Origin of the sequence: Caulobacter sp. Root1455 (assembly GCF_001426905.1) — a bacterium.
In the GTDB taxonomy this organism is placed as follows: domain Bacteria; phylum Pseudomonadota; class Alphaproteobacteria; order Caulobacterales; family Caulobacteraceae; genus Caulobacter.
Window position 1 is genome coordinate 24,529 of record NZ_LMFQ01000009.1, and the last position, 22,243, is coordinate 46,771.

General features: G+C 69.1%; 18 protein-coding genes, 1 tRNA gene and 1 pseudogene. 11 read left to right on the plus strand and 9 right to left on the minus strand.

Translation table 11 applies throughout. The features are described from left to right. Window positions 1-119: 119 nt before the first annotated feature. The 3 genes from ASD21_RS06470 to ASD21_RS23840 form a co-directional block, all read right to left on the minus strand. A complete protein-coding gene (locus tag ASD21_RS06470; RefSeq protein ID WP_056438403.1) occupies window positions 120-554 on the minus strand; it encodes a DUF2948 family protein in 435 nt (144 codons plus the stop codon). Further along, window positions 547-1,845: a UDP-N-acetylglucosamine 1-carboxyvinyltransferase gene (gene murA / locus ASD21_RS06475; protein ID WP_056438406.1), complete on the minus strand. Its 1,299-nt coding sequence runs from the start codon at window positions 1,843-1,845 to the stop codon at window positions 547-549. The genes ASD21_RS06470 and murA overlap by 8 nt, the downstream gene beginning before the upstream one ends. A 121-nt stretch (window positions 1,846-1,966) precedes the next feature. Beyond that, complete coding sequence (locus tag ASD21_RS23840) at window positions 1,967-2,134, minus strand: hypothetical protein (RefSeq protein WP_156390609.1); 168 nt, start codon at window positions 2,132-2,134, stop codon at window positions 1,967-1,969. Window positions 2,135-2,224: 90 nt separating this feature from the next. Here ASD21_RS23840 and ASD21_RS06480 point away from each other — a divergent pair. After that, a tRNA-Thr gene (locus ASD21_RS06480) sits at window positions 2,225-2,299 on the plus strand. A 94-nt stretch (window positions 2,300-2,393) separates the two neighbouring features. On the opposite strand, the gene ASD21_RS25020 is transcribed toward ASD21_RS06480, so the two are convergent. Then, window positions 2,394-2,516 carry a hypothetical protein gene (locus ASD21_RS25020; RefSeq protein ID WP_268761071.1) on the minus strand — a complete coding sequence of 41 codons (123 nt, stop codon included), beginning with the start codon at window positions 2,514-2,516 and terminating at the stop codon, window positions 2,394-2,396. A gap of 217 nt (window positions 2,517-2,733) precedes the next feature. On the opposite strand from ASD21_RS25020, the gene ASD21_RS06485 reads away from it, so the two are divergent. From ASD21_RS06485 to ASD21_RS06500, 4 genes are read left to right on the plus strand one after another with little or no spacing between them, the layout of a single operon-like run. Beyond that, a complete protein-coding gene (locus ASD21_RS06485; protein ID WP_056438409.1) occupies window positions 2,734-4,026 on the plus strand; it encodes a rhamnogalacturonan acetylesterase in 1,293 nt (430 codons plus the stop codon). After that, window positions 4,016-4,993 (plus strand): alpha/beta hydrolase, encoded by a 978-nt coding sequence (locus ASD21_RS06490; RefSeq protein WP_056438413.1) that lies wholly within the window; start codon window positions 4,016-4,018, stop codon window positions 4,991-4,993. The genes ASD21_RS06485 and ASD21_RS06490 overlap by 11 nt, the downstream gene beginning before the upstream one ends. After that, on the plus strand, window positions 4,990-6,555 hold the full coding sequence (locus tag ASD21_RS06495) for a rhamnogalacturonidase (RefSeq protein ID WP_156390610.1): 1,566 nt from the start codon (window positions 4,990-4,992) through the stop codon (window positions 6,553-6,555). The genes ASD21_RS06490 and ASD21_RS06495 overlap by 4 nt, the downstream gene beginning before the upstream one ends. Further along, complete coding sequence (locus ASD21_RS06500; protein WP_056438416.1) at window positions 6,552-7,256, plus strand: DUF6250 domain-containing protein; 705 nt, start codon at window positions 6,552-6,554, stop codon at window positions 7,254-7,256. The genes ASD21_RS06495 and ASD21_RS06500 overlap by 4 nt, the downstream gene beginning before the upstream one ends. A 141-nt stretch (window positions 7,257-7,397) precedes the next feature. Here ASD21_RS06500 and ASD21_RS06505 read toward each other — a convergent pair whose 3' ends face one another. Continuing rightward, complete coding sequence (locus ASD21_RS06505; protein WP_056438418.1) at window positions 7,398-10,535, minus strand: TonB-dependent receptor; 3,138 nt, start codon at window positions 10,533-10,535, stop codon at window positions 7,398-7,400. 287 nt (window positions 10,536-10,822) lie between these two features. On the opposite strand from ASD21_RS06505, the gene ASD21_RS06510 reads away from it, so the two are divergent. Both ASD21_RS06510 and ASD21_RS06515 read left to right on the plus strand, forming a co-directional pair. Next, window positions 10,823-12,790, plus strand: coding sequence for a rhamnogalacturonan lyase (locus ASD21_RS06510; RefSeq protein ID WP_327019753.1), 1,968 nt, complete (start codon window positions 10,823-10,825; stop codon window positions 12,788-12,790). Between the two features lie 8 nt (window positions 12,791-12,798). Then, window positions 12,799-14,154: an oligogalacturonate lyase family protein gene (locus ASD21_RS06515; RefSeq protein ID WP_056438424.1), complete on the plus strand. Its 1,356-nt coding sequence runs from the start codon at window positions 12,799-12,801 to the stop codon at window positions 14,152-14,154. A 31-nt stretch (window positions 14,155-14,185) separates the two neighbouring features. On the opposite strand, the gene ASD21_RS06520 is transcribed toward ASD21_RS06515, so the two are convergent. The 3 genes from ASD21_RS06520 to ASD21_RS06530 all read right to left on the minus strand — a co-directional run bounded on the left by ASD21_RS06520 (window position 14,186) and on the right by ASD21_RS06530 (window position 16,008). Further along, window positions 14,186-15,112: an alpha/beta hydrolase gene (locus ASD21_RS06520; RefSeq protein WP_056438429.1), complete on the minus strand. Its 927-nt coding sequence runs from the start codon at window positions 15,110-15,112 to the stop codon at window positions 14,186-14,188. Next, window positions 15,109-15,528, minus strand: a complete 420-nt coding sequence (locus ASD21_RS06525) for an EF-hand domain-containing protein (protein WP_056438431.1) — start codon at window positions 15,526-15,528, stop codon at window positions 15,109-15,111. The genes ASD21_RS06520 and ASD21_RS06525 overlap by 4 nt, the downstream gene beginning before the upstream one ends. 72 nt (window positions 15,529-15,600) lie before the next feature. Continuing rightward, window positions 15,601-16,008 (minus strand): hypothetical protein, encoded by a 408-nt coding sequence (locus ASD21_RS06530; RefSeq protein WP_056438435.1) that lies wholly within the window; start codon window positions 16,006-16,008, stop codon window positions 15,601-15,603. A gap of 156 nt (window positions 16,009-16,164) precedes the next feature. On the opposite strand from ASD21_RS06530, the gene ASD21_RS06535 reads away from it, so the two are divergent. Together ASD21_RS06535 and ASD21_RS06540 are read left to right on the plus strand one after the other, a co-directional pair. Further along, complete coding sequence (locus tag ASD21_RS06535; protein ID WP_056438438.1) at window positions 16,165-16,884, plus strand: response regulator; 720 nt, start codon at window positions 16,165-16,167, stop codon at window positions 16,882-16,884. 2 nt (window positions 16,885-16,886) lie between these two features. Beyond that, window positions 16,887-18,233, plus strand: a complete 1,347-nt coding sequence (locus ASD21_RS06540; RefSeq protein ID WP_056438441.1) for an ATP-binding protein — start codon at window positions 16,887-16,889, stop codon at window positions 18,231-18,233. 153 nt (window positions 18,234-18,386) lie between these two features. Here the strand turns inward: ASD21_RS06540 and ASD21_RS06545 are convergent, their stop codons facing one another. Then, complete coding sequence (locus tag ASD21_RS06545; protein ID WP_056438444.1) at window positions 18,387-21,434, minus strand: DUF4982 domain-containing protein; 3,048 nt, start codon at window positions 21,432-21,434, stop codon at window positions 18,387-18,389. 332 nt (window positions 21,435-21,766) lie between these two features. Between ASD21_RS06545 and ASD21_RS06550 the strand changes: the two genes are divergently transcribed. Both ASD21_RS06550 and ASD21_RS06555 read left to right on the plus strand, forming a co-directional pair. Further along, window positions 21,767-21,943: a hypothetical protein gene (locus ASD21_RS06550; protein WP_056438445.1), complete on the plus strand. Its 177-nt coding sequence runs from the start codon at window positions 21,767-21,769 to the stop codon at window positions 21,941-21,943. Between the two features lie 48 nt (window positions 21,944-21,991). After that, window positions 21,992-22,231: pseudogene (locus tag ASD21_RS06555) on the plus strand (type II toxin-antitoxin system RelE/ParE family toxin); the annotation flags it as partial. Window positions 22,232-22,243: the final 12 nt, after the last annotated feature.

Below are 22,243 nucleotides of genomic sequence, written 5' to 3' on the forward strand. Positions count from 1 at the left end.
CAGGCCGGGGCGAGAAGGGACGTCGACGCAGAGCGAAGGAAGCACGGGGGCGGGCGAGCTTCACATCCGCCAACCTTTGCCTGACTTGAGGCCTTGGATCGCCGCTCGGCGTCCTCCGTCTAGTCCGCGTGCCCGGGCCGGCGCGAGGTCGACCAGGCTTGCGACAGGTCGGCCAGGATCACGTCCAGGCAGTCGACGCTGACCTTCAGGTCGCCGCCGCCCGCGAAGGTCAGCAGCACGGCGCCGCCCGGGGCCTCGCCCGGCTCGAAGGCCACCGACAGCAGCTCCACCACCGCGCCCTTGGCGTCGCGGCGCAGCTTGCGGGCCTGGACGCCGGTGACGTCGCCCAGCTGCAGGGCCGAGCGGATGCGCTCACCCTTCTTCTTGCCCGCGGCTTCCCAGCGGAAGCGGTTGCAGGCCAGGGTCAGGGTGCGCGCCGAGGCGTCCCAGCGAATGTCGCCGATCTTGGCCACGGCGTCCTGCAGGGCGGCCGAGATCACCGCCAGGTCCTCGGCGTCCTGGGCCAGCAGCTTCAGCGGCGCGAGCTCAGCCATGGTCGAGGTCGCTTTCGGCTTCGCCCTTGATCCGGCGCACCTGGGCTCCGCAAGCGCCCAGCTTTTCCTCCAGCCGCTCGAAGCCGCGGTCCAGGTGGTAGATGCGGCTGACCGTGGTCTCGCCGCGCGCCACCAGGCCGGCGATCACCAGGCTGACCGAGGCGCGCAGGTCGGTGGCCATGACCTCGGCGCCTTCCAGCTGGGCGACGCCGCGCACCACGGCCTCGCCGCCCGACACCGAGATGTCGGCGCCCAGGCGCATCAGCTCGGGGGCGTGCATGAAGCGGTTCTCGAAGATGGTCTCGCGGATGTGGCTCTCGCCCTTGGCCGTGGTCATCAGGGCCATGAACTGGGCCTGCAGGTCGGTGGCGAAGCCCGGATAGGGCTGCGTCTCGACATTGACGGCCTCCAGGCGGTGGCCGTTGCGCTTGATGATCACCCCGTCCTCGGTGCGGATCACGCCGGCGCCGGCTTCCTCCAGCTTGACCAGCAGGCTGTCGATCAGTTCGGGTCGGGCGCGGGTCAGCTGGACCTCGCCGCCGGCCATGGCGGCGGCCACGGCGTAGGTGCCCATCTCGATCCGATCGGGGATCACCGAGTGGGTCGCGCCGTGCAGCTTGGCCACGCCGGTGATGGTGATGGTCGGGGTCCCCGCCCCTTCCACCTTGGCGCCCATGGCGTTCAGGCAGATTTGCAGGTCCAGCAGCTCGGGCTCGCAGGCGGCGTTCTTGATCACCGTGACGCCGTCGGCCAGCACGGCCGCCAGCATGGCGTGCTCGGTGGCGCCCACCGAGACGAACGGGAACGCGATCTCGGCGCCCTTCAGGCCGCGCGGGGCCTGGGCGTAAACGTAGCCTTCGTGCAGATCGATCTTGGCGCCCAGGGCCTCCAGGGCCTGCAGGTGCAGGTCCACGGGGCGCGCGCCGATGGTGCAGCCGCCGGGCAGGCTGACCTTGGCCTGGCCGGTGCGGGCGATCAGCGGGCCCAGCACGTTGAACGAGGCGCGCATCTGGCGGACCAGGTCATAGGGCGCGAAGCCGCTGGTGATCTCGGCCGCGTGCAGGATGGTTTCCGAACCGTCCGGCCCTTCGCACTCGTCGACGTTCGCGCCGAGGCGGGTCAGCAGCTTGCCGAGGAACTTGGTGTCGGCCAGGCGCGGCATGTTGGTCAGACGCAGCGGCTGGTCGGTCAGCAGGCTGGCCGCCATCAGCTTGATGGCCGAGTTCTTGGCGCCGCTCACCGGGATGATCCCGTTCAGCTGCGCGCCGCCGGTGATGGCGATACGATCCAATGAAAGTCCCTCGTCGCGCGGCCTTCGGGGGGATGTCGCCGCGCGGTCACATGTGAAAGGGCGGTTCTACTGGTTGCAATAGCCCGCGCAAGGGCCTGCACCGATTCCTCAAGGTTCCTCCCTAGTCGGAGGGCGTCTCGTCGTCCGAACGGGACGGTTCCGGTTTGGCCGCCCCCTTGTCCGATCCAGCGGGCGCGGCCTTCCGGCGGCGAAGATTGGTGCGCAGCGCCTGGGCCAGCCGCGCTTCGCGCTCGGCTTTTTCGTTATGGAGCTTGGGGTTCTGGCTCATCCTTCCACAGGTGAAAGCGCTGCGACGATCGGTCAAGACGATTTTGTCTTTGCCAACCGCGTTTGGTTCGCTATACGCCCCCTCCTCTTCGCCGCGGTAGCTCAGTGGTAGAGCGCATCCTTGGTAAGGCTGAGGTCCAGGGTTCGAGTCCCTGTCGTGGCACCATCGGGGCCCAAACCTTTCGGTTTGGGCCCCGACCATTTCCCGGACATCGATATCGGTTTTGCTCCGGCGCGCGCGGAGCCGGCGAACCCGCGTTTCAGGCCCGCGGCTTCGACAGATAGCCGAAACTGATCCCGACCGAGTCCAGCCGTGAATGGGCGAAGGTCGGCTCCTGCTCGACGAGGAAATCGCGCACCCCGGCCGCGTGGGGGGCGGACAACGGCCGCGGCCAGTCGATCTTGCCGGCCCCACCTTGCCGACGCCGTCGCCACGCCCCGGGCCTGAAGCCCGCCACGCTCACCCTGCCCATCGTCAAGCCTTGAGTTTCATTTTGCGGGACTTAATCTCGAAATGTGAAATTCGTTGCCCTGACGCGGCACGGCCGATATTTCTGGGATCAACGCAGCGCGACGCGGATCGCAGAGGGAGGCGCCTTGATGTTGCCTAGACGCGCCGTTCTGGCCGCCCTCGCCGTCGCGCCGGCTTCGGGTTGGGCGACCAGCTGGGCGGCGGAGCCGGTGAAACCGATGCAGACCTGGGCCTTCGACTTCGGCGACGACAAGGCGGCTCCGGGACATGTCCGCGTGGCGCGCGACGCTGTCTACGACCCGGCCGTCGGCCACGGTTTCGAGCCCTCCCCGGCCTCCTCTGTTGTCGGCGGCCCGTTCCTGTTCTCGATCGCCGTGCCCGAGGGCGACTATCGGGTGACGCTGGAGCTGGGCGGCAAGGCGGCGTCCGACACCACGGTCAAGGCCGAGTCCCGCCGGCTGATGGCCGAACGGATCGTCGCCAAGGCCGGCAAGACCGCGACCGTCGAATGCGTCGTCAATGTCCGCACCGCCGCCCTGGCCGCCCCGCCGCCCAACGCCCCCGGCGGCGTGCGGGTGCTGCTCAATCCGCGCGAGGAAGGCTCGTACGACTGGGACGACAAACTGACCCTGGAGTTCTGCGGACCGGCGCCCGCCGTGCGCCGCCTGCGGGTCGAGCCCGTGACCGTGCCGGTGGTGTATCTGGCCGGCGATTCCACCGTGACCGACCAGCGCTTCGAACCCGGCGCCAGCTGGGGCCAGATGCTGCCCCGGTTCTTCAAGCCCGACGTGTCGGTGGCCAACCACGCGGAGTCCGGCGAGACCCTGAAGTCGTTCCTGTTCGAGCACCGGCTGGACAAGCTGCTCAGCCGCATCAAGCCGGGCGACTGGCTGCTGATCCAGTTCGGGCACAACGACCAGAAGGCCAACTGGCCCCAGACCTACGCCGAGGCCGCCACCACCTATCGCGACTATCTGAAGGCCTATATCGGCGAGGCGCGGCGACGCGGGGCCAAACCGGTGCTGGTGACCTCGATGCACCGGCGCAAGTTCGACGCGGCCGGCAGGATCGTGAACACCCACGGCGACTATCCCGAGGCCGTGCGCGCCGTGGGCCGCGAAACCGGCGCGCCGGTGATCGACCTGCTGACGATGAGCGCGGCCTTCTACGAGGCCCTGGGTCCCGCCGACGCCTGGAAGGCGTTCGGCGATGGCGGCAAGGACGCCACGCATCACAACAACTACGGCGCCTATGTGCTGGCCGAGTGCGTGGTGACCGGCATCCGCGCGGAGGTCCCGGACCTGGCGGCGCATCTGCTCGACGGCCTGCCGCCGTTTGATCCGGCCAGGCCTCCCTCGCCCGATACGTTCGTCCTGGCCCCCAGCGTCGCCCACAGCACCGAGGCTCCCCGTGGCAACTGATCCCGCTCTCGACCGCCGCGCCCTACTGGGCCTGGGCGCCCTGGCCCTGGCCGCGCCGGGCCTGGCCCGCGCCCAGACGTCCGCGCCCTCGACCATCGAGGTCATGGACCTCTGGCCCGGCAAGCCGCCCGGCGGCGAGAAGGTCACGGTCGCCGAGCAGGTGATCCTGCGCAAGCCCGGCGGCGATCCCAACGACACCGCCTTCCTGAACGTCACCAAGCCCTGGCTGATGATGCGCCGGCCGGCCAAGCCGAACGGCGCGGCGATCCTGATGATCCCCGGCGGCGGCTATATCCGCGTGGCGGTCAGCAAGGCCGGCGGCTCGATCGACGCCTGGATCGCCGATCAGGGCGTGACCGCCTTCGTCATGGACTACCGCCTGCCGGCCGACGGCTGGGCGGCGGGTCCGGACGTGCCGCTGCAGGACGCCCAGCGCGCCATCCGCCTGATCCGCGCCAATGCGGGCAAGTGGGGCCTGGATCCCGAGCGGATCGCCGTGACCGGCTTCTCGGCCGGCGGCCACGTCGCCGCGCGGCTGGCGACGCGGTTCGCGACACAGACCTACGCCCCGATCGACGCGGCCGACCAGTTGTCGGCCCGGCCGATGGCGGCGGGCCTGTTCTATCCCGTGGTCACCATGACCGCGCCCCACGCCCACGGCAGCTCGCTGAAGTCCCTGCTGGGGACCAGTCCCACCGAGGCCCAGCGCCTGGCGGTGTCGGCCGAGCACGACATCCCCACCGACGCCCCGCCGACCTTCATCGCCGCCGCGGCCGACGACAAGGTCGTGCCGATGGAGAACAGCCTGATGATGTTCCAGGCCCTGAGAGCCCAGAAGATCGCCAGCGAACTGCACGTCTTCGAGTCCGGCGGTCACGGCTTCGGGCTGAACGGCCCCGGCGGCGGCGCCATGCCTTGGCCGGCCCTGCTGAGCGCCTTCTTCAAGCGGCACGGCCTCTACGCATGACCCGCGCGTCGTTCGACGTCCGAGAGTTCGGGGCGCGGGGCGACGGCGCGACGCTCAATACCGATGCGATCAACGGGGCGATCGCGTTCGCCCACGCGGCCGGCGGCGGCCAGGTCGTGCTGTCGGCGGGACGCTGGCTGTCGTTCTCGATCCGGCTGCTGAGCGGCGTCACCCTGCGATTGGAAGACGACTGCGTGCTGGAGGCCGCCGACCCCGCGCGTCCCAGAAGCGCCCCTTGGGGCGCCTACGACCCGGCCGAGCCCAACCCGTTCGACCTGTACCAGGACTTCGGCCACAGCCATTGGCGCAACAGCCTGATCTGGGGCGAGGACGTCGAGGACGTGGCGATCGTCGGCCCCGGCATGATCGACGGCGTCGGCATGACCCGCGAAGGCCCCGGCTCGCGCTGGACCCGCCAGGCCGGCGAGTTCCCGGTCAGCATGGCCAATCTGTCGGCCGAGGAAATGGCGATCCTGGTTCCTGACCTGGAGGCCATGGCCGGCCAGGGCAACAAGGCCGTCGCCCTGAAGAACGCTCGCCGCGTGCGCCTGGACGGCTTCACGATCTGGCGCGGCGGCCACTTCGCGGTGCTGGCCACCGGCTGCGACGACCTGACGATCAGCAACCTGCGGATCGACACCAACCGCGACGGCCTGGACATCGATTGCTGCCGCGACGTGACCATCGCCGACTGCCGGGTCAACACGCCCAACGACGACGCCATCGTCTTGAAAAGCTCGCTGGCCCTGGGCGAGGCCCGCGCCACCGAACGCGTCGAGATCACGCGCTGCCATGTCAGCGGCTTCGACCTGGGCACGATGCTGGACGGGACCCGGGGCCGCACCCAGCGGCTGGCTCCGGACCAGGACCGCGTCACCGGCCGGATCAAGCTGGGCACCGAGTCCAACGGCGGTTTTCGCCACATCACCATCAGCGACTGCGTCTTCACCCGATCGCGGGGCCTGGCCCTGGAGACCGTCGACGGCGGCGTGATCGAGGACGTCTCGATCACCAATGTCGTCATGCGCGAGGTCACCACCGCGCCGCTGTTCCTGCGCCTGGGCGACCGGGGGCGCGGCCCCGAGGGCGCGACGCGCGGGGCCATCCGGCGGGTCAGCGTCCGCGGCCTGACCGCCTGGGACATCCTACCGGACTACGCCGCCACGATCGCCGGCCTGGAGGGCGACCCGATCGAGGACGTCGAGCTGACCGACGTCTGCCTGGTCTATGCGGGCGGCGGCGACGCGGCCTGGGCCGACCGGCGTCCCGACGACATGGCCCAGGCCTATCCGGAGCCCAGCATGTTCGGCCCCACCCCGGCCTACGGCCTGTGGGCCCGGCACGTCGAAGGCCTGAAGCTGGACAATGTGCGCATCGAGACCCTGAAGCCCGATCCTCGTCCGCCCATCCTGCTGCAGGCCGTGCGCGGCGGTTGCTTCAAGCGCCTGGACCTGGCCTGGGCGCAGGGGGCGGGGCCGATCGTCGGCGAGACCGTGTCCGGCCTGGCCGCCGATCCGCCCCGACGCGTCGGCCCGGCGACAACGGATGGAGACGAACGATGAAGCGCCGCGCGGTCCTCGGCGGACTGGCCTGGCTGGCCGCCGCCCCCGCCCTCGCCGCCCCGGACGCTCCCCCCCGGCGCGGCCGCCGCCTCCACGCCGACGACTTCCGCCGCGGTCTGGACCAGTGGACGCTCGAAGCCGAAAAGCCGGCCAAGGTCGGCGTCCGGGGCGGCGTGCTCGACATCGACACGCCCGCCGGCCTGACCCTGTGGTTCCGCCCCGAACTGATCGGTCCGGTATTGATCCAGTACCAGGCCCAGGCGGTCTCGGCGGGCGGCCCCCATGATCGGGTCAGCGACCTGAACGCCTTCTGGATGGCCCGCGACGCCGGCGGAGGCAGCCCACTGGCCACGCCGCGCACGGGGGCCTTCGCCGACTACGACACCCTGAAGACCTACTATGTGGGCCAGGGCGGCAACGCCAACACCTCGACCCGTTTCCGTCGCTATGTAGGCCGTCCCGGCGAGCGGCCGCTGCTGCCCCGGCACGACCACGCGGCCGCCGACGAGAGGCTGGTCCCCAATCGCTGGCAGACGGTGCGGCTGGTGGCCGACGGCGGGCTGATCCAGTACTGGAACGACGAGCGCAAGCTGTTCGAACTGAACGACGCCGAGCCCTACACCCGCGGCTGGTTCGGCCTGCGGACAACGCTGAGCCACCTGCGGGTGCGACGGTTCCGCATCTACGCCCTGGCGCGGTAGGTCAGCGCCTTCTCACCTCAGGAAAAAGGGCCGCGCCATGCCGGCGTGGCCCTGAAAGTCATCCCTAGATCGTGCAGTCGAAGAGCGTGGCGACGGACGCCCCGGGCTCGACACCGGGACGTCCGCCGCCTGGCGCCGGTCCTAGAACTTCGCCGTCACGCCGACGAAGAAGCGGCGTCCGAAGTAGCCCAGTTCCGTCAGGCGGATGTCGCCGGCGGTCGAGCGTTCCTCTTCCTTGGTCAGGTTCTTGCCTTCGACGAAGAAGGACAGGCCCTGGATGTTCCAGAGGTCCGGCTTCCACGTGATCTTTCCGTCCAGATAGCCGGTCGCGTCGCGATAGACGGGTTGGCCCGAGTTGTCGGCGGCCGAGATCAGGTACTTGGAGCGGTAGTTGTAGGCCACGCGCGCGTTGAATGGCCCCTTGTCGTACCACAGGGTCACGTTGGCGCTGTCGGGCGACAGGCCCGGGAACGGCAGAGGCGAGCCGTCGAGGATCGAGTACAGACCCACCTCGGTGGCCTTCTGGTAGGTGTAGTTGCCATCGACGCCGAAGCCCGACAGCCAGCCCGGCAAGAAGGTGAAGGCGGTCTTGGCGGTGACTTCCACGCCCTTGATCTTGGCGCCGTCGCCGTTGATGTAGGTGTTGAAGTTGTACATCACGCCGTCGCCGTAGACGTCGCGCTTGCCCAGCAGGGTGCGGGACGAGACGTAGAACGACTTGATGTCCTTGTAGAACAGACCGACCGAAACCTGGGTGTCCTGGTTCGGGTAGTATTCGAAGCTCAGGTCATACTGGTTGGCGCGATAGGGCTTCAGCTCGGGATTGCCGGCCGTGCAGCTGGGTTCGTCGAACTCGCCGTTGGCGTCGGGCGCGGCGTCGGTGGTGCAGGTCACGGTCGGGAGCAGGAAGTCGAGGCGCGGACGGGCCATCAGCTGGGCGAAGCCGAAGCGCGTGGACAGCTTGTTCGGAACAAACCACAGGCCGGCGTTGAAGCTGGGCAGCCAGACCGTGTAGTCCTTCTTGTAGCTGCGCAGGCTGTTGGACAGCGTGTAGGTCGTCGCCGTGCCGCCGTTGGTGGCCGCATAGGCTTGCTGGCGGGTCGAGACGCCTTCCGCGCTCACCTTCGTCTGGACGCGCCGCCAGCCGAAGTTGCCGTCCAGGTCGAACGACCCGATCGGGATGGCGTAATCGAACTTGATATACTGGGCGTTCGTCTCTTCCTGGATCCGGTAGGGGATCTGATCGTGCGCCTTGCCGTCGTTGCCGACGGTGTGGATCATGTTGTCCAGGTTGAAGTGCGACGTGTTCAGATTCTGCGAGATCACATCGTAGTTCGGGTACATCCAGCTGGTCGGCATCGAGCCGCCGCCGAAGTAGAAGTTGGCCGGCAGGGGCGACATGCCCGAGGCGAAGACCTGGTTAGAGAAGGCTCGCGACCAGACTTCCGACGAACCCCAGTAGCCGGTGGTGTAGGTCGTGCCCAGCACCGGGCTTGTCTGATCGGGAGCGCCCGCGGCGTTGTTGATCGTCGCCGTCGAGTTCACCGCGTTGCTGTAGATCACGGTGTCGTCCGTGGTCGAGTACGGGTTGGCGCCGCCATCCAGGATGAAGCCGCCATAGCCGTAGCCTTCGGTCTTATAGTCGGTGGCGCGACCGCCGAACTCCAGCCTGTGGATCACCGGCAGGTGCGTGTCGTAGTCGAAGTCGAGCTTGTACTGCTGCTCCTTCTGGTTCACGAGCGACGGGCGGTACTGGATCTGCCACTGGCGGATCGCCGAGGCGTCCGACGGGCTGTAGCCGCTGGCGAACTTGAACGACGGCTCGCCGTTGCCGTCGAGGCTCACGACCATGCCGGGCGTGTCGAAGCTGACGCTGACGTTGTTGGTCTGCGAGGTCGTGTCAGTGTTGGCGTTGGAGCCCATGAACTCGACCTGCAGGCGGTCGCCCCGGTACTTGCCGCCAAAGCTGACGTATTCGCTGCTGCTGTCGTAGGCGAAGTCGCGGGCGCTGATGCCGAAGCCCAGGTTGCCGCCGGCGCTGGCGGTAACCAGGCAGTTGCCCAGGGTGTAGCCGGTGACGTTGTGGTTGGCGTCGACCTTGACCGAGCTGGCGGTGGTGTTGGTCGCCGAGCATGACGTGCCGACCAGGTTGCGCAGACGGCTGACCGAGGTGAAGTCAGTGCCGTAGTTGATGTCGTTGAGCGTCTGCTTGCGCTCGTCGTAGTTATAGCTGACCCAGGCGTCGAGGCGGTCGTTGAACCGGTACTGGGCGGTGAACTCCGACGAGATCCGCTTGTCGTTGCGATACCAAACGCCATAGCGAGCCGTGCGCGGCGCATAGTCGTACCATTGCGACTGGCAGGCGGTGCGCAGGTTGGACGACGAGATCTGGGTCGAGTCGGGGGTCACCAGTGCGCTACAGGCCGACTGGCTGGTGACATTGCGAGCCAGGTCGTTGATCTGGCTGTTGTAGGCGGTATTGTAGTACGGGACGGTCTTGTCGGCCGAGCTGTCGAAGTCGGCGAAGCGACCCCACGAGGTGTTGCGGACGAAGTCGCCGCGCGTGTCCACTTCGTCGTAGGTGACGTTGGCCATCAGGCCCAGGCGGTCGTCCAGGAATTTGCCCGCGGCGATGACGTTCAGGCGCGGCGCCCAGTCCTTCATCGTGTCCAGCTTCTGGGCCGAGGCGGTCATCGAGATGGTGGGCTTGGCGAAGTCCAGCGGCTTGCGGGTGGTCACCGAGACCGTGCCGCCGACGCCGCCTTCGGTCATGTCGGCGGTGAAGCCCTTGAACACGTCGATCGACTGGACCAGTTCGGCGGCCAGTTCGCGGAAGTCGTTGGATCGGCCGCCGCCGCCGTAGACTTGCAGGTTGCCCGCGGTCGACAGCACGCTCATGCCGTTGATCTCGACGCGGTTCAGGTCGGGTTCGACGCCGCGGATCGAGACAGCGTTGCCTTCGCCGAAATCGCGGGCCAGTTGGACGCCAGTCACTCGACCCAGCGCTTCGCCGATGTTCTTGTCGGGGAACTGGCCGATGTCTTCGGCGACGATCGAATCGGAGATCGTGCCGTTCCGCTTCTTGCGGTTCATGGCCGACTGCAGACTGGCGCGGGTGCCGACGACGACCACTTCCTCGATGGTGGTCTTGTCCTCGACCGCCGAGCCGGAAGCGGTGCTCTGGGCGTGGGCGCCGCCGGCGCAGGCTAGGCCGGCGGCCAGGGCCAACAAGGACACTGTAGCAACGGCCGCGCGACGACCGCGAGTGGATGCAAGCATGGGTTCCCTCCCTCTACATGACCTAGAGCCTCCCGAAGGCCCCGGGCGCCTTGCCGGCCCTGCGGCGGCCCTTGAACGGGCGGCTCGCAGCGCACGACGGCGCATTTCTCATACAATAGGAATAGTTCCACATACTGAGATGTCAACGCAATTTGTGGGAAGACAGAACTTTGTTTCCGTGGTGTAAGGTTGTTGCAACGCTCGCGAGGCGGCCCTGACGCCGACCCCGAGGCCGCGAAGAACGGCCATCGCGAGCTCAAAACGGGGAAACACAAGGGATTCGACGCATGAGTAAGCGTGGTGAGAACCGGGTCGCGACGGCCGCCCTGTTGTGCGCGACGGCGCTGTCGTCCGTGGGCGGATCAGCCCTCTGCGCGCCAAAACCCCGTCAAATGGAAGCCCTCGACCGCGGCCTGGTCGCCGTGCCCGCCGTCGACGGCGGCGTACTGGTCAGCTGGCGGCTGCTGGGCGACGATCCGGCCAAGACCGCCTTCAATCTCTATCGTGACGGGACAAAGCTGAACGCCGCGCCCCTGGCCGGCCCCACGGACTTCGTCGACAAGACCGGCGATCCGACCGCGGCCTACACGGTCCGCGCCGTGATCGGCGGCAAGGAGGCCCCCGCCGGCAAGCCCGCCAAGGTCTGGGCCGACGGCTATCTGAGCCTGCCGCTCCAGCCGCCCGCCGACGGCGTCACGCCCAGCGGCGAGGCCTATTCCTACACCGCCAACGACGCCAGCGTCGGCGACCTGGACGGCGACGGCCGCTACGAGATCGTCCTCAAGTGGGACCCGACCAATTCCAAGGACAACGCCTTCGGCGGCTATACAGGCGACGTCTACATCGACGCCTATACGCTGGACGGCCGACGCCTGTGGCGCATCGACCTGGGCCGCAACATCCGGGCCGGCGCGCACTACACCCAGTTCCAGGTCTATGACCTGGACGGCGACGGCAGGGCCGAGCTGGCCATGCGCACGGGCGACGGCACGGTCGACGGGACCGGCAAGGTGCTGGGCGACGCCAACGCCGACTGGCGCGAGACGGGCGGCGAGCGGCCCCAGGCCGACCGGACCGGCGCCACGGTCCTGCCCGACGGAACGAAGGTGGCCAGGGTGCAGGGCCGCATCCTCAAGGGTCCCGAATACTTGACCGTGTTCGAGGGCCTGACCGGCAAGGCCCTGGCCAGCGCGCCCTACAGCCCGCCGCGGGACCCGCGCACCGACGCGCCGACGATCGAGCAGATGACCCAGATCTGGGGCGACGGCTACGCCAATCGGTCCGACCGCTTCCTGGCCGGCACGGCCTATCTGGACGGCGAGCGGCCCAGCCTGATCTTCGCCCGCGGCTACTATGGCCGCACCACTTTGGCGGCCTGGGATTTCCGAGGCGGCAAGCTGACCCAGCGCTGGCTGTTCGACAGCAGCGTCCCCGGCAACGAGACATTCGGCGGCCAGGGCAACCACCAGCTCAGTGTCGCCGACGTCGACGGCGATGGTCGCGACGAGATCGTCTACGGCTCGATGATCGTGGACGACACCGGCAAGGGTCTGTGGAGCGCCCAGCTGTTCCACGGCGACGCCATGCACGTGTCCGATCTGGATCCCACGCATCCGGGCCTCGAGAAGTTCGGCGTGCACGAGAGCCCCGGCAAGAACGGCGGGATCGGCGCGGCCATGCTCGACGCCCGCACCGGCAAGGTGCTGTGGAGCACGCCGACCGACAGGGACACCGGCCGGGGTCTGGCCGCCGACATCGACCCCCGCTTCCCCGGCGCCGAGGCCTGGGGGACCAACAGCGACCTGCTCTACACCGCCCAAGGCAAGCCGATCGAAGGGGTCAAGCATCCGCGCCAGACCAACTTCGCGATCTGGTGGGACGGCGACGACCTGCGCGAGCTGCTGGACAAGAACCAGATCAGCAAGTGGGACTGGAAGACCGGCGAGACCAAGCCCCTGCTGACGGCCGAGGGCATGACCTCCAACAACGGCACCAAGTCGACCCCGGTCCTGTCGGCCGACATCCTGGGCGACTGGCGCGAGGAGGTGATCTGGCGGGCCGAGGACAACCGCTCGCTGCGGATCTACGCCACGCCCTACGTCACGCAGAGACGATTAGTGAGCCTGATGCACGATCCGCAGTATCGGGTGTCGATCGCCTGGCAGAACACCGCCTACAACCAGCCGCCGCACACCAGCTTCTACCTGGGCGAAGGCATGAAGGCTCCGCCCCGCCCCGACATCCGGACCAAGTGAGGCCGTCGATGAAAGCTCCCCTCCTCTCCGCCCTGGCCCCCTCCTTGATGGCGCTGGCCCTGATGGTGATGGCGCCGTCCGTCCGCGCCCAGGACGCGGTGACCCAGCCGAAGCCCGGCGCGGTCGAGCCGCCGCGCGAATGGATCGACAAGGACACCGGCCACCGCGTGATCCGCCTGTCGGACAAGCCGGGCAGCGGCAGCCTCTATTTCAACTTCAACGGCTACACGCCCGACGGAACGACCCTGGTCATCAGCACGCCGGACGGCGTCTCGGGCGTGGACCTGAAGACCCACGCCCTGCGGCCGCTGGTCGACGGCAAGGTCCGGCTGCTGTTCGTCGGCCGTAAGACCGGCCAGGTCTACTACCAGCGCATGGCCGAGGACGGCTCGGGCGTGGTCGAGGCGGTCGATCCGAAAACCAGGACGGTCCGCCCGATCGCCAAGCTGCCCCGCGGCGTGGGCATACAGACGATCAACGCCGACGAGACCCTGCTGGCCGGCGTGGCCAACCGCACCGACGTGGCGATCCCGCCCAACCTGGCCGACGCCCTGCCCCGCAATCCCGACGACGTGAAGGGCGCGGACGGTCGCGAGCTCTCCTATGCCGAGGGCCGCGAGGTGCAGTTGAACGCCCGCCTGGACAGCCGCATCCCGATGGAGATCTTCACGATCAACACGGCCACCGGCGAGCGCAAGGTGGTGCACCAGGCGACCGACTGGCTGAACCACCTGCAGTTCTCGCCCACCGACCCGCACCTGCTGATGTTCTGCCACGAGGGTCCCTGGCACAAGGTCGACCGCCTGTGGCTGACGCGCACCGACAAGCCCGCCAATGGGCCCGGCGCCGCGCCGGTCAAGATCCACACCCGGACCCTGAACATGGAGATCGCCGGGCATGAGTGGTTCAGCGCCGACGGCAAGACCGTCTGGTACGACCTGCAGACCCCGCGCGGCGAGGACTTCTGGGTGGCCGGCTACGAGATCGCCACCGGCAAGCGCACCTGGCTGCACCTGGAGCGCAACGCCTGGTCGGTGCACTTCAACACCTCGCCGGACGGCAAGCTGTTCGCCGGCGACGGTGGCGACAGCGAGATGGTCGCCCACGCGCCGGACGGCAAGTGGCTGTACCTGATGCGCCCGCGCACCATCCCGGACGTCGCCGGCATCCATGCCCCCGGCTCCGAGGCGCTGATCCAGCCGGGCGTGCTGGACACCGAGCGGCTGGTGAACATGCAGGGCCACGATTACCGGCTGGAGCCGAACATCAACTTCACGCCGGACGGCAAGTGGATCGTGTTCCGCTCCAACATGCACGGGGCCAACCACGTGTATGCGGTGGAGGTGGCGAAGGCGAAGCAATAGGCCCTCCCCCTGTGGGGGGAGGAACTGGCGACTACCGCCCCTTCAGCCGCCCCGCGACGAAGGCGTCCACGGCGTCGGTATAGGCGCCCGGCAGGCCCAGGGCGCGGTTGATGTCGGCGTGGGTCAGGGCCTGGGGCAGGACGGGCATGTCGCGTCCGGCCGCCCGGGCCTTGGCCTGGAACCGCCGCGCGTCGTCGCATGGATCATCCGGCCGCTCGGTCGAGCAGACCAGCATCATCGGCACGGCCCTGGGAGTCCACTGGTCCATCGGCGAGGCCTTGGCCCAGTACCCGGGATCGGCGCCGAACGCCCGGTCGTAGAAGCCGAGGTGACGGCCGGCCATGGTCGACGAGACCTGCATGGCCGCCGAGTCCAGCACCACCGTCCCCGCCCACGGCCGACCGACCATGTCGGGACGGGACGACACCAGCGCCGCCAGGTGCGCGCCGGCCGAGTGCCCCATCAGGATGACCTTCCGCGGATCGCCGCCCCAGTTCTCGGCCTGGCCTTGCGCCCACCGCACCGCCTTGGCGACGTCTTCGGCCTGCTCGTAGGCCATGGCGTCGGGCAACATCCGATAGTTCACGCTGACCACGATCCAGCCCTGGGTCAGCCAGTGCTTGAGCTTGTTTTCGACCGAGCCGGTATTGGCCTTGTCGCCGATCATCCAGGCCCCTCCGTGCACCATGATCAGGATCGGCGCGTCGCGGGCGCCCGGCGGGATGTAGACGTCCAGCCGCTGGGGCCCGTCGGTTCCGTAGGCCTCGGTCTGCCTGCGCGCGCCGGGCAGGACGGCCTGCAGGTCGATCGGACGCTCTTCCTCGGCCTTCTTCTCCCGCAGGCGCTGGCGCAGCGGCCCTCGCGCGCCCGGTCCCAGCTGGGCGGCCTCGACCGCGCTGGCCCCGCTCAGAGCCGCGACCGCCAGGACGATCAGCAGAGCGCTTCGGCGTGACGTCATTTCAGGCTCTCGAGCTGGTCGCGGACGGCGGCGACCTCGTCGCGCGACAGGCGGCCGTCCTGATCGCGGTCGGCGCGATCGAACAATGGGGCCGGTCCATCGACAAACTCGGCGCGAGTCACCCGCCCGTCGCCGTCGCGGTCGGCGTGGGTGATCACGGTCTTCAGGGCCTGGGCCTTGGGACGGTTGGACCTTGCCAGGCGGGGGAACTCCGACAGCGTCACCACGCCGTCGTCGTTGCGGTCGAGGCGTTGGAACTGGGCCGCGCGCGAGGCCCTGAACTCGTCGCGGGTGACGTAGCCGTCGTGGTCGGCGTCGGCCTTGTCGAGCGCCGCGCCGGGTGTGCGTGAGGCGGCGTCGGCGCTGGAAGCGGCCATGGCGGCCAGGCAGACGATGGAAAGGGTCAGGATCTTCATTTTCGGACTCCGGAAAGCAGCCCGCCGCGCCGTTTGGGGGAGCTTGGCGCGGCGGGCCTGGACGCGCTTCGATCAGGGGCGGGTCACCGTCCCGCTGACGGAACGCGTCGAGCCGTCGTAGCCGGTGCGCGAATGGTCGTAGCTGACCGTGCCGTCGCCGTTGTTGACGACATTGGTGTTGCGGCTGGCCGAGGCGCCGTTGTTGAAGGTGCGGCTGGCCCCGCCGTGATAGGCGCCGTCGCCCCAGCTGGCCTCGCGGTTGCTGGCGACGCCGCGTCCGGCGTTGGTCTGGGTCCCGCGCGACACCGAGATCGCGCCGGGCTGGCGGCTAACATCGCGGTTGTGGACATAGCCGTGGCCGCGCGCGCCTTGGACGCTGACGAAACGGCCGTGCTGGCCGGCCTGGGCGGGCGCGGCGATCATGGCGGCCAGCACCGCCAGGGACGAGAGGCCGGCGGCCAGGATGGAAGTCTTACGCATGATGGCTCCATGGGAATGGGGTCGGTGTCCCTCGACGTCGCCATCCGACCATCGCCGGGCAATCCCCGGTTTGCGCGCGTCCGACAAACTGTGTCGAAGTGTAAACGAGCCCGGTCACGTCTTTCGCGGAGCCTGGGCTTCAGGCATTTCCTTGCCATGGCCGACAACACGCTGATCGCGGTGGTGGAAGACGACGCCGAAATCCGGGACCTGACCCTGGGGCTGCTGCGCCGCGAGGGCTATGAGGTCGTGGGCTGCGCCGACGCCGAGGCCTTCGACCGTCTGGCCGCCCGCCGCCGGGTGGACCTGGTGCTGCTGGACATCATGATGCCGGGCGAGGACGGGTTGTCTGTCTGCCGCCGCCTGCGGGCGGCCGGCGACGTCGCCATCCTGATGGTCACCGCCAAGGGCGACGACATCGACCGGGTGATCGGCCTGGAGATCGGCGCCGACGACTACCTGCCCAAGCCCTACAATCCGCGCGAGCTGCTGGCCCGGGTCAAGGCGATCCTGCGCCGCACCCGCGAGATCCATCGCGTGGCCAGCCCGCCGCCGGGCGAGGTGCTGGGCTTCGCCGGCTGGCGGCTGGACACGGCCAGCCGCGACCTGACCGATCCGGACGGAAAGCCCGTCGTCCTGACCGGCGGCGAGCACGACCTGCTGATGGCCTTCCTGCGTCATCCCCAGCGGGTGCTCAGCCGCGACCAGCTGCTGGACTGGACCCGGGGCCGCAGCGCCGAGCCGTTCGACCGCGCCGTCGACGTGCTGCTCAGCCGCCTGCGCCGCAAGCTGGGCGAGGCGTCCGACGGGGCGGCCCTGATCAAGACCGTGCGCGGCGGCGGCTATCTGTTCAGCGCCCCGGCGGAACGGCTCTAGCGATGATGCTGTCCGACAACCTCTCCACGCGCATGACGGCCATCCTGCTGGCCGGCCTGGCGGTGATGCTGGTGATCGGCGCGGCCCTGCTGGTCTGGCCGCAGGGCCAGGGCGAAGGCGGCGTGCGCTTCTATCAGCTGCCCCGTCCGTCCGAAGCCCTGGCCATCGTCGAGGCGGTCGAAGCCGTTCCGCCGGCGACCCGGCCCAAGGTGGTGAAGGCGCTGGACACCGGCGTCATCCGCACCACGCTGGAGACCGACTTCCCGCCCCCGCAGCTGCGCGCTCGGGCCGCCGACGACGGCGACGCCGGCTACGAGGCCTATCGCCAGGCGCTGGGCGGCCGCGACCTGCGGATCGACATCCGGCGCGGCGGCCGATTGCGCGAGGGCGCCCTGCCCGGCCGCCACGCCCTGCGGCTGTCGGTGCGCCTGGCCGACGGCGAGGTGCTGGTGCTGCGCCGCCGCGCCCCGGAGACCGCCCGCCGGTTCTTCGGCCGCGTGTCCCTGGCGGGCGCGGCCCTGCTGGTCGTCACCTTGCTGATGCTGGTCCTTGCGGTGCGCCAGACCACCCGGCCGGTCAGCCAGCTGGCCCACGAGGTCGCGCGGTTCGGCGACGACCTCGACGCCAAGGCCCTGCCCCTGCGGGGTCCGCGCGAGCTGCGCGAACTGTCCGTGGCCTTCAACACGATGCAGGGGCGGATCCGGGGGCTCATGGACGAGCGCACGCGGATGCTGGCGGCCATCGCCCACGACCTGCGCACCTATCTGACCCGCCTGACCCTGCGGGCCGAGTTCATCGCCGACGAGGCCCAGCGCGCCAAGGCCGGGAGCGACCTGGCCGAGATGTCCCAGTTGCTGGACGACACCCTGCTGTTCGCCCGCCAGGACGCGGGACGCGGCGACGGGGCGCGGTCGGTCGATGTTCGCCGCGAACTGGAGACCCTGGTCGCCTTGCGCCGGGAGATGGGTCAGCCGGTCGCGTTGGCGCCGGAGGCGGCCGGCGCGGCCTGGGCCTCGCCGCTGGCCCTGCGGCGCATGGTCGACAACCTGCTCGACAACGCCGCGCGCTATGGCGGCGCGGCGAAGGTCGACGCCCGCCCCCTGGGCCGCCGCGTCGAGATCATGGTGCTGGACGACGGACCGGGCCTGCCGGCCGAGGTGCTTGAGACCATCACCGCCCCGTTCGAACGCGGCGAGGCCTCGCGCAACCGCCGCACCGGCGGGGCGGGCCTGGGCCTGTCGATCGTCCAGGCCCTGGCCAAGGGCCAGGGCGGCCGCCTGATCCTGGCCAACCGCCCCGAAGGCGGGCTGGCGGCGACGATCGAGCTGCCTTCGGGGCCGCTGTCCTAGGGCTTATCGACATTCAGCGTTGGTCCGGATGCGAAAACCTCGTCCTTCGACAAGCTCAGGATGAGGTTTTCTACCGCTCAGGCCTACACAATGGTCCTCATCCTGAGCTTGTCGAAGGACGAGGACCACGCACGGCGTTGAGTGTCGATCAGCCTAGGGCTTGCGATACAGCTCCGCCTCGATGATCCCCAGGCCGCCGCCCGCCGCCACCTTCTCAGCGCCGGTGTCCAGCCCCGCCCGCGCGCCGGTAATCTCGACGATCTTGCCGAAGGCGTCGCGGTCGACGGTGGGACCGGTCAGGGCGATGCGCAGCCTGGTCCCCTTCACCGGCTTTAGCGGCAGGGTGACGTAGCCCAGGCTCTTGGCCGGCACGCCCTCGTAGACCGTGACGCCGTCCAGAGTGACGCGCAGCGGATACGACCGCAGGCGCCAGCCGATCAGTTTCAGCACCACCGCGTCGACCACCTGGGGCTTGTCGAGCCGGTACTCAATCCAGGCGTTGGCCAGCCGGCCGTCGCTGGCCCAGTGGGTCATCTCGTCGTCGTCCATGGCCAGGCCGACGGTGGCCGGATTCGAGCCGGCCGCCGTGGCGACGGGCTTCACCGTCACGCGGCGGATCTTGAACGACGGCGTCGAGGGGGTCGGGCCGCGCGCCAGGCTGACCGGCGGCGGGGCGTCGACGGCCGGCGGCGGCGCGACGTCCAGCGTCACGGTCGCGGGCTCCAACCCCTCGGCCCTCGCGGTCACCGTGACCTTGCCTGCCTCCAGCGTCGATCGCAGGGCCACCCGGTTGATCCCGGCCTCCACCGGCAGGTCCCGCGACAGGATGTAGTTGTCGTCGCCCCGCGAGGCGCCGGCATAGGAGGTCACGCCGTCGACCGCCGCCGGAGCCTTGGTGACGACGTTGCCTGTCGGCGAGGCCGGCGCCTGGGTCGGCCTGGCGCCGCCCTTGGAGTCGCCTTGGGCGATGCCGCCGCGCCATTCGGCCGGACCGGAGACGTCGAACTTCACCAGGTCCAGCGCCGTGGGGACGCGCCGGCCCTGGGCGTCCACCGCCTCGACGTCGACCAGGGCGATGTCGGCCGCGTCGGCCCGCCAGCCGGTCGGGCCGATATGAGGCGTCAGGCGCAGGGCCGCGGCCGGGCCGGTGGTCACGACCTCGTCCGACGACACCGTCCTGCCGCCGGCGTCGCGGCCGACCGCGCGCAGGGTTCCCGGCGCCCAGGCCACGGCCTTGAAGGTGAACAGGAAGCCATCCGACTTCACGCCCCGGCCCAGCGACTTGCCGTCCAGCACCAGCTCGACGCTGTCGGCGCTGGAGACCACCAGCACGTCCTTGGTCACGCCCGGCGCGTAGTTCCAGTGGCCGACGATGTGGCTGCGCGGATGCTCGACGTCGACCCAGCCGTCCCACATCACCTGGTGGGCCCAGAAACCCTCCTTGGGCAGGCGCATGGCGTCGACCTCGCCGCTGCGGCGATAGTTGTTGTCGCCGCGGAAGTGGGTGTTGCTGTCGGAGAAGATGATGTTGACCCCGCCCGAGCTGACGCGGTCGCCGCCGCCGGGCCGTTCGCGCCAGTAGTCGAACCAACGGCGTACGTCCTCGGCCGCGTGGCTGTCCTGGTTGCGGTTGTAGTCGGGGCTGTCGATGTGGAACGGCGGGGTGAAGTCGTCCTGGAACTTCCGCGCCGCCTCATCGCGGGAATATTCCATGGCCCAGACCGGCTTGGTGGCGCTCTTGTTGATGTACAGCATCTCGCCGCCGTACTCGGCGACCTTGCTGGACAGCATCTCGCGCGAGCCGATGGCGCGGCCGCCGTGCGGGTCGAACCGGTCGCGGACGGCCTTGAGTTCCGCCATGTGCTCGTCGCTGATGTTCTCGTTGCCGCCCTCGTAGAACAGGATCGAGGGGCTGTTGCGGAAGCGGACGATGGCGTCGCGCATCACCTCGACCCGCTGCTCCCAGCGACGGCCCGTGAGGTCGCTCTCCGCGTCGCCGGCCGGCATGGCCTGGGGCAGGCCCACCCGGTCGGCCGACTCGACGTCCTGGGCGGCGGGCGTGATGTGCATCCAGCGCACCAGGTTGCCGCCGCTCTGGACCATCAGGCCGTTGGAAAAGTCGCTGATCCACGGCGGGATGTCGGTCCCGAGCGCCGGCCATTCGTTGCTGGTGCGCTGGGCGTAGCCATGCACCTGCATGACCCGGTCGTTGAGGAAGATCATCCCGTTGCGGAATTCGGTCTTGCGGAAGCCCGTGCGGGTGACGACCGCGTCAACGCTGGCGCCGTTCTCCACCAGCTCGGTCGTCACCGCGTAGAGGAAGCCGTAGCCCCAGCTCCAGAAACGCAAGCCCGTCAGCGGCGCCTGGGTCGACACGGTGCGGGTCTCGCCGGGGGCCAGGGTGACCGTCGGGCCGTCGAACGCCCCGGCCGGCTTGCCGTCGACGTCGCGCAGACTCACCCGGTACCGGAAGGTGCGCGGGCGGTCGGACTCGTTGCGGACCTGGGACTCGGCGTGCACCGTCGCCGCGCCGCGCCTGATGTCGAACCGGTCGGCCCAGACATAGACGCCCGTCGTGCCCAGGCTGGAATAGAGCGGCAGGGTCTGGTGCAGGCCGTCGGTCAGGTGCAGCCGCACCGCCCGGTGGATCCCGCCGTAGTTCACATTGAAATTGTCGTTGTTCCACTGGAAGCCGCTGCCGCTGGCGCGCTCCTTGTACTTCCAGTCGCTGTCGACCCGGACGGCCACGACGTTGACGAACGGCGCGGGCTTGAGGGCCTGGGTGGCGTCGACGCCGAAGGCCGTGACGCCGTTCTCGTGGCCGCCGACCCGCACGCCGTTCACATAGACCTCGCCGGCCTGGCGCACGCCCTCGAATTCGATGAAGGCCTTACCGCCGACCGCCGGCCCGGCGTTGGTCGGCAGGACCAGGCGCTTGCGATACCAGACGATCGCGCCCTTCAGGTCATGGATGTCGACCTTGAAGGCCTCGTCCTCGTTCCAGGCGCGCGGCAGGGTGACGGACTTCCAGGCGGCGTCGTCGAACTCCGGCGCCTGCGCCCCGACGATCTCGCCGACCGCCATGCGCCAGCCGTCGTTGAAGGACCGGTCGATCCGCGGCGCGGCGGTCGCGATCCCGGCCAGGCCCAGGCAGAAGACGGCGCACAGCCAGCTCAGGATCGATCCCGAAACGCGTCGCATCGTGCCGCCCTCCAAATTGGCCAGGCCACTTCGGGCCTTTCGCCACCTGTGGCTTGACATCCGGCGCCCTGTCAAGCATTCTCATTATATCGGATGATGTTCCATATTATGGAATCTTGGCCGTCGGGATTTGAACCTCGGTTCCTTCCCTCCCCACACACGCACTCGCCCGTTTCCCCCCATCCGGGCCAGCGGAGCACCTTTCCAGGTGCTCCGCTTTTCTTTTGCCTGAAGGATGGGGAGCGCCTTCCAGAGGCTCCGCCTTTCTTTTTGCGCGTCGACGCAAGACGGACGAGACTGCCTTTCGTGCCTCTCCATGGTATGTTGAGCCTATGAAGCCCGAACCAGCCATCTTCGACGACATCGACGAAGCAAGCGACGCTGCGGCCATCGCAGAGGGCTTGGCCGATATCGAGGCTGGACGCGTCATCAGCCACGAGGCCATGAAGCGATGGCTTCTTTCGTGGGGGACGCCGGCCAAACTTCCGTCGCCCAAGATTGGCGACTAGTCGCGGACGATGGCGCGGCCGCCGGTGCTCTGATCGGAAAGATCACGGCGAGATCTCGCCGGAATACACGCCTATATCGGCCAGTTCGCGCCTCTGGCGGCGCAACGCTTCACGATGCGTCTGATCACGGCCGTTGAGAGCCTGGCCGAGCATCCCCACCGCGGTCGGCATGTTGGCCAGGACATCCGGGAGATGGTCGCGATCCGTCCCTATCTCGTCGTCTACAAGATCACGACAGGAGGCGTGATGATCCTTCACATCAAGCACGGCGCGCAGCAGCCGGATTAAGCGCTTCTGGTG

What these genes read in the sequence shown, in the direction of transcription:
- ASD21_RS06495 (WP_156390610.1), top strand. Translation starts at nt 4,990, where the DNA reads ATGACCCGCGCGTCGTTCGACGTCCGAGAGTTCGGGGCGCGGGGCGAC.
- ASD21_RS06500 (WP_056438416.1), top strand. Translation starts at nt 6,552, where the DNA reads ATGAAGCGCCGCGCGGTCCTCGGCGGACTGGCCTGGCTGGCCGCCGCC.
- ASD21_RS06550 (WP_056438445.1), top strand. Translation starts at nt 21,767, where the DNA reads ATGAAGCCCGAACCAGCCATCTTCGACGACATCGACGAAGCAAGCGAC.
- ASD21_RS06510 (WP_327019753.1), top strand. Translation starts at nt 10,823, where the DNA reads ATGAGTAAGCGTGGTGAGAACCGGGTCGCGACGGCCGCCCTGTTGTGC.
- ASD21_RS06530 (WP_056438435.1), bottom strand. Translation starts at nt 16,008, where the DNA reads ATGCGTAAGACTTCCATCCTGGCCGCCGGCCTCTCGTCCCTGGCGGTG.
- ASD21_RS06545 (WP_056438444.1), bottom strand. Translation starts at nt 21,434, where the DNA reads ATGCGACGCGTTTCGGGATCGATCCTGAGCTGGCTGTGCGCCGTCTTC.
- ASD21_RS06525 (WP_056438431.1), bottom strand. Translation starts at nt 15,528, where the DNA reads ATGAAGATCCTGACCCTTTCCATCGTCTGCCTGGCCGCCATGGCCGCT.
- ASD21_RS06485 (WP_056438409.1), top strand. Translation starts at nt 2,734, where the DNA reads ATGTTGCCTAGACGCGCCGTTCTGGCCGCCCTCGCCGTCGCGCCGGCT.
- ASD21_RS23840 (WP_156390609.1), bottom strand. Translation starts at nt 2,134, where the DNA reads ATGAGCCAGAACCCCAAGCTCCATAACGAAAAAGCCGAGCGCGAAGCG.
- ASD21_RS06505 (WP_056438418.1), bottom strand. Translation starts at nt 10,535, where the DNA reads ATGCTTGCATCCACTCGCGGTCGTCGCGCGGCCGTTGCTACAGTGTCC.
- ASD21_RS06470 (WP_056438403.1), bottom strand. Translation starts at nt 554, where the DNA reads ATGGCTGAGCTCGCGCCGCTGAAGCTGCTGGCCCAGGACGCCGAGGAC.
- ASD21_RS06515 (WP_056438424.1), top strand. Translation starts at nt 12,799, where the DNA reads ATGAAAGCTCCCCTCCTCTCCGCCCTGGCCCCCTCCTTGATGGCGCTG.
- ASD21_RS06540 (WP_056438441.1), top strand. Translation starts at nt 16,887, where the DNA reads ATGATGCTGTCCGACAACCTCTCCACGCGCATGACGGCCATCCTGCTG.
- ASD21_RS06520 (WP_056438429.1), bottom strand. Translation starts at nt 15,112, where the DNA reads ATGACGTCACGCCGAAGCGCTCTGCTGATCGTCCTGGCGGTCGCGGCT.
- ASD21_RS06535 (WP_056438438.1), top strand. Translation starts at nt 16,165, where the DNA reads ATGGCCGACAACACGCTGATCGCGGTGGTGGAAGACGACGCCGAAATC.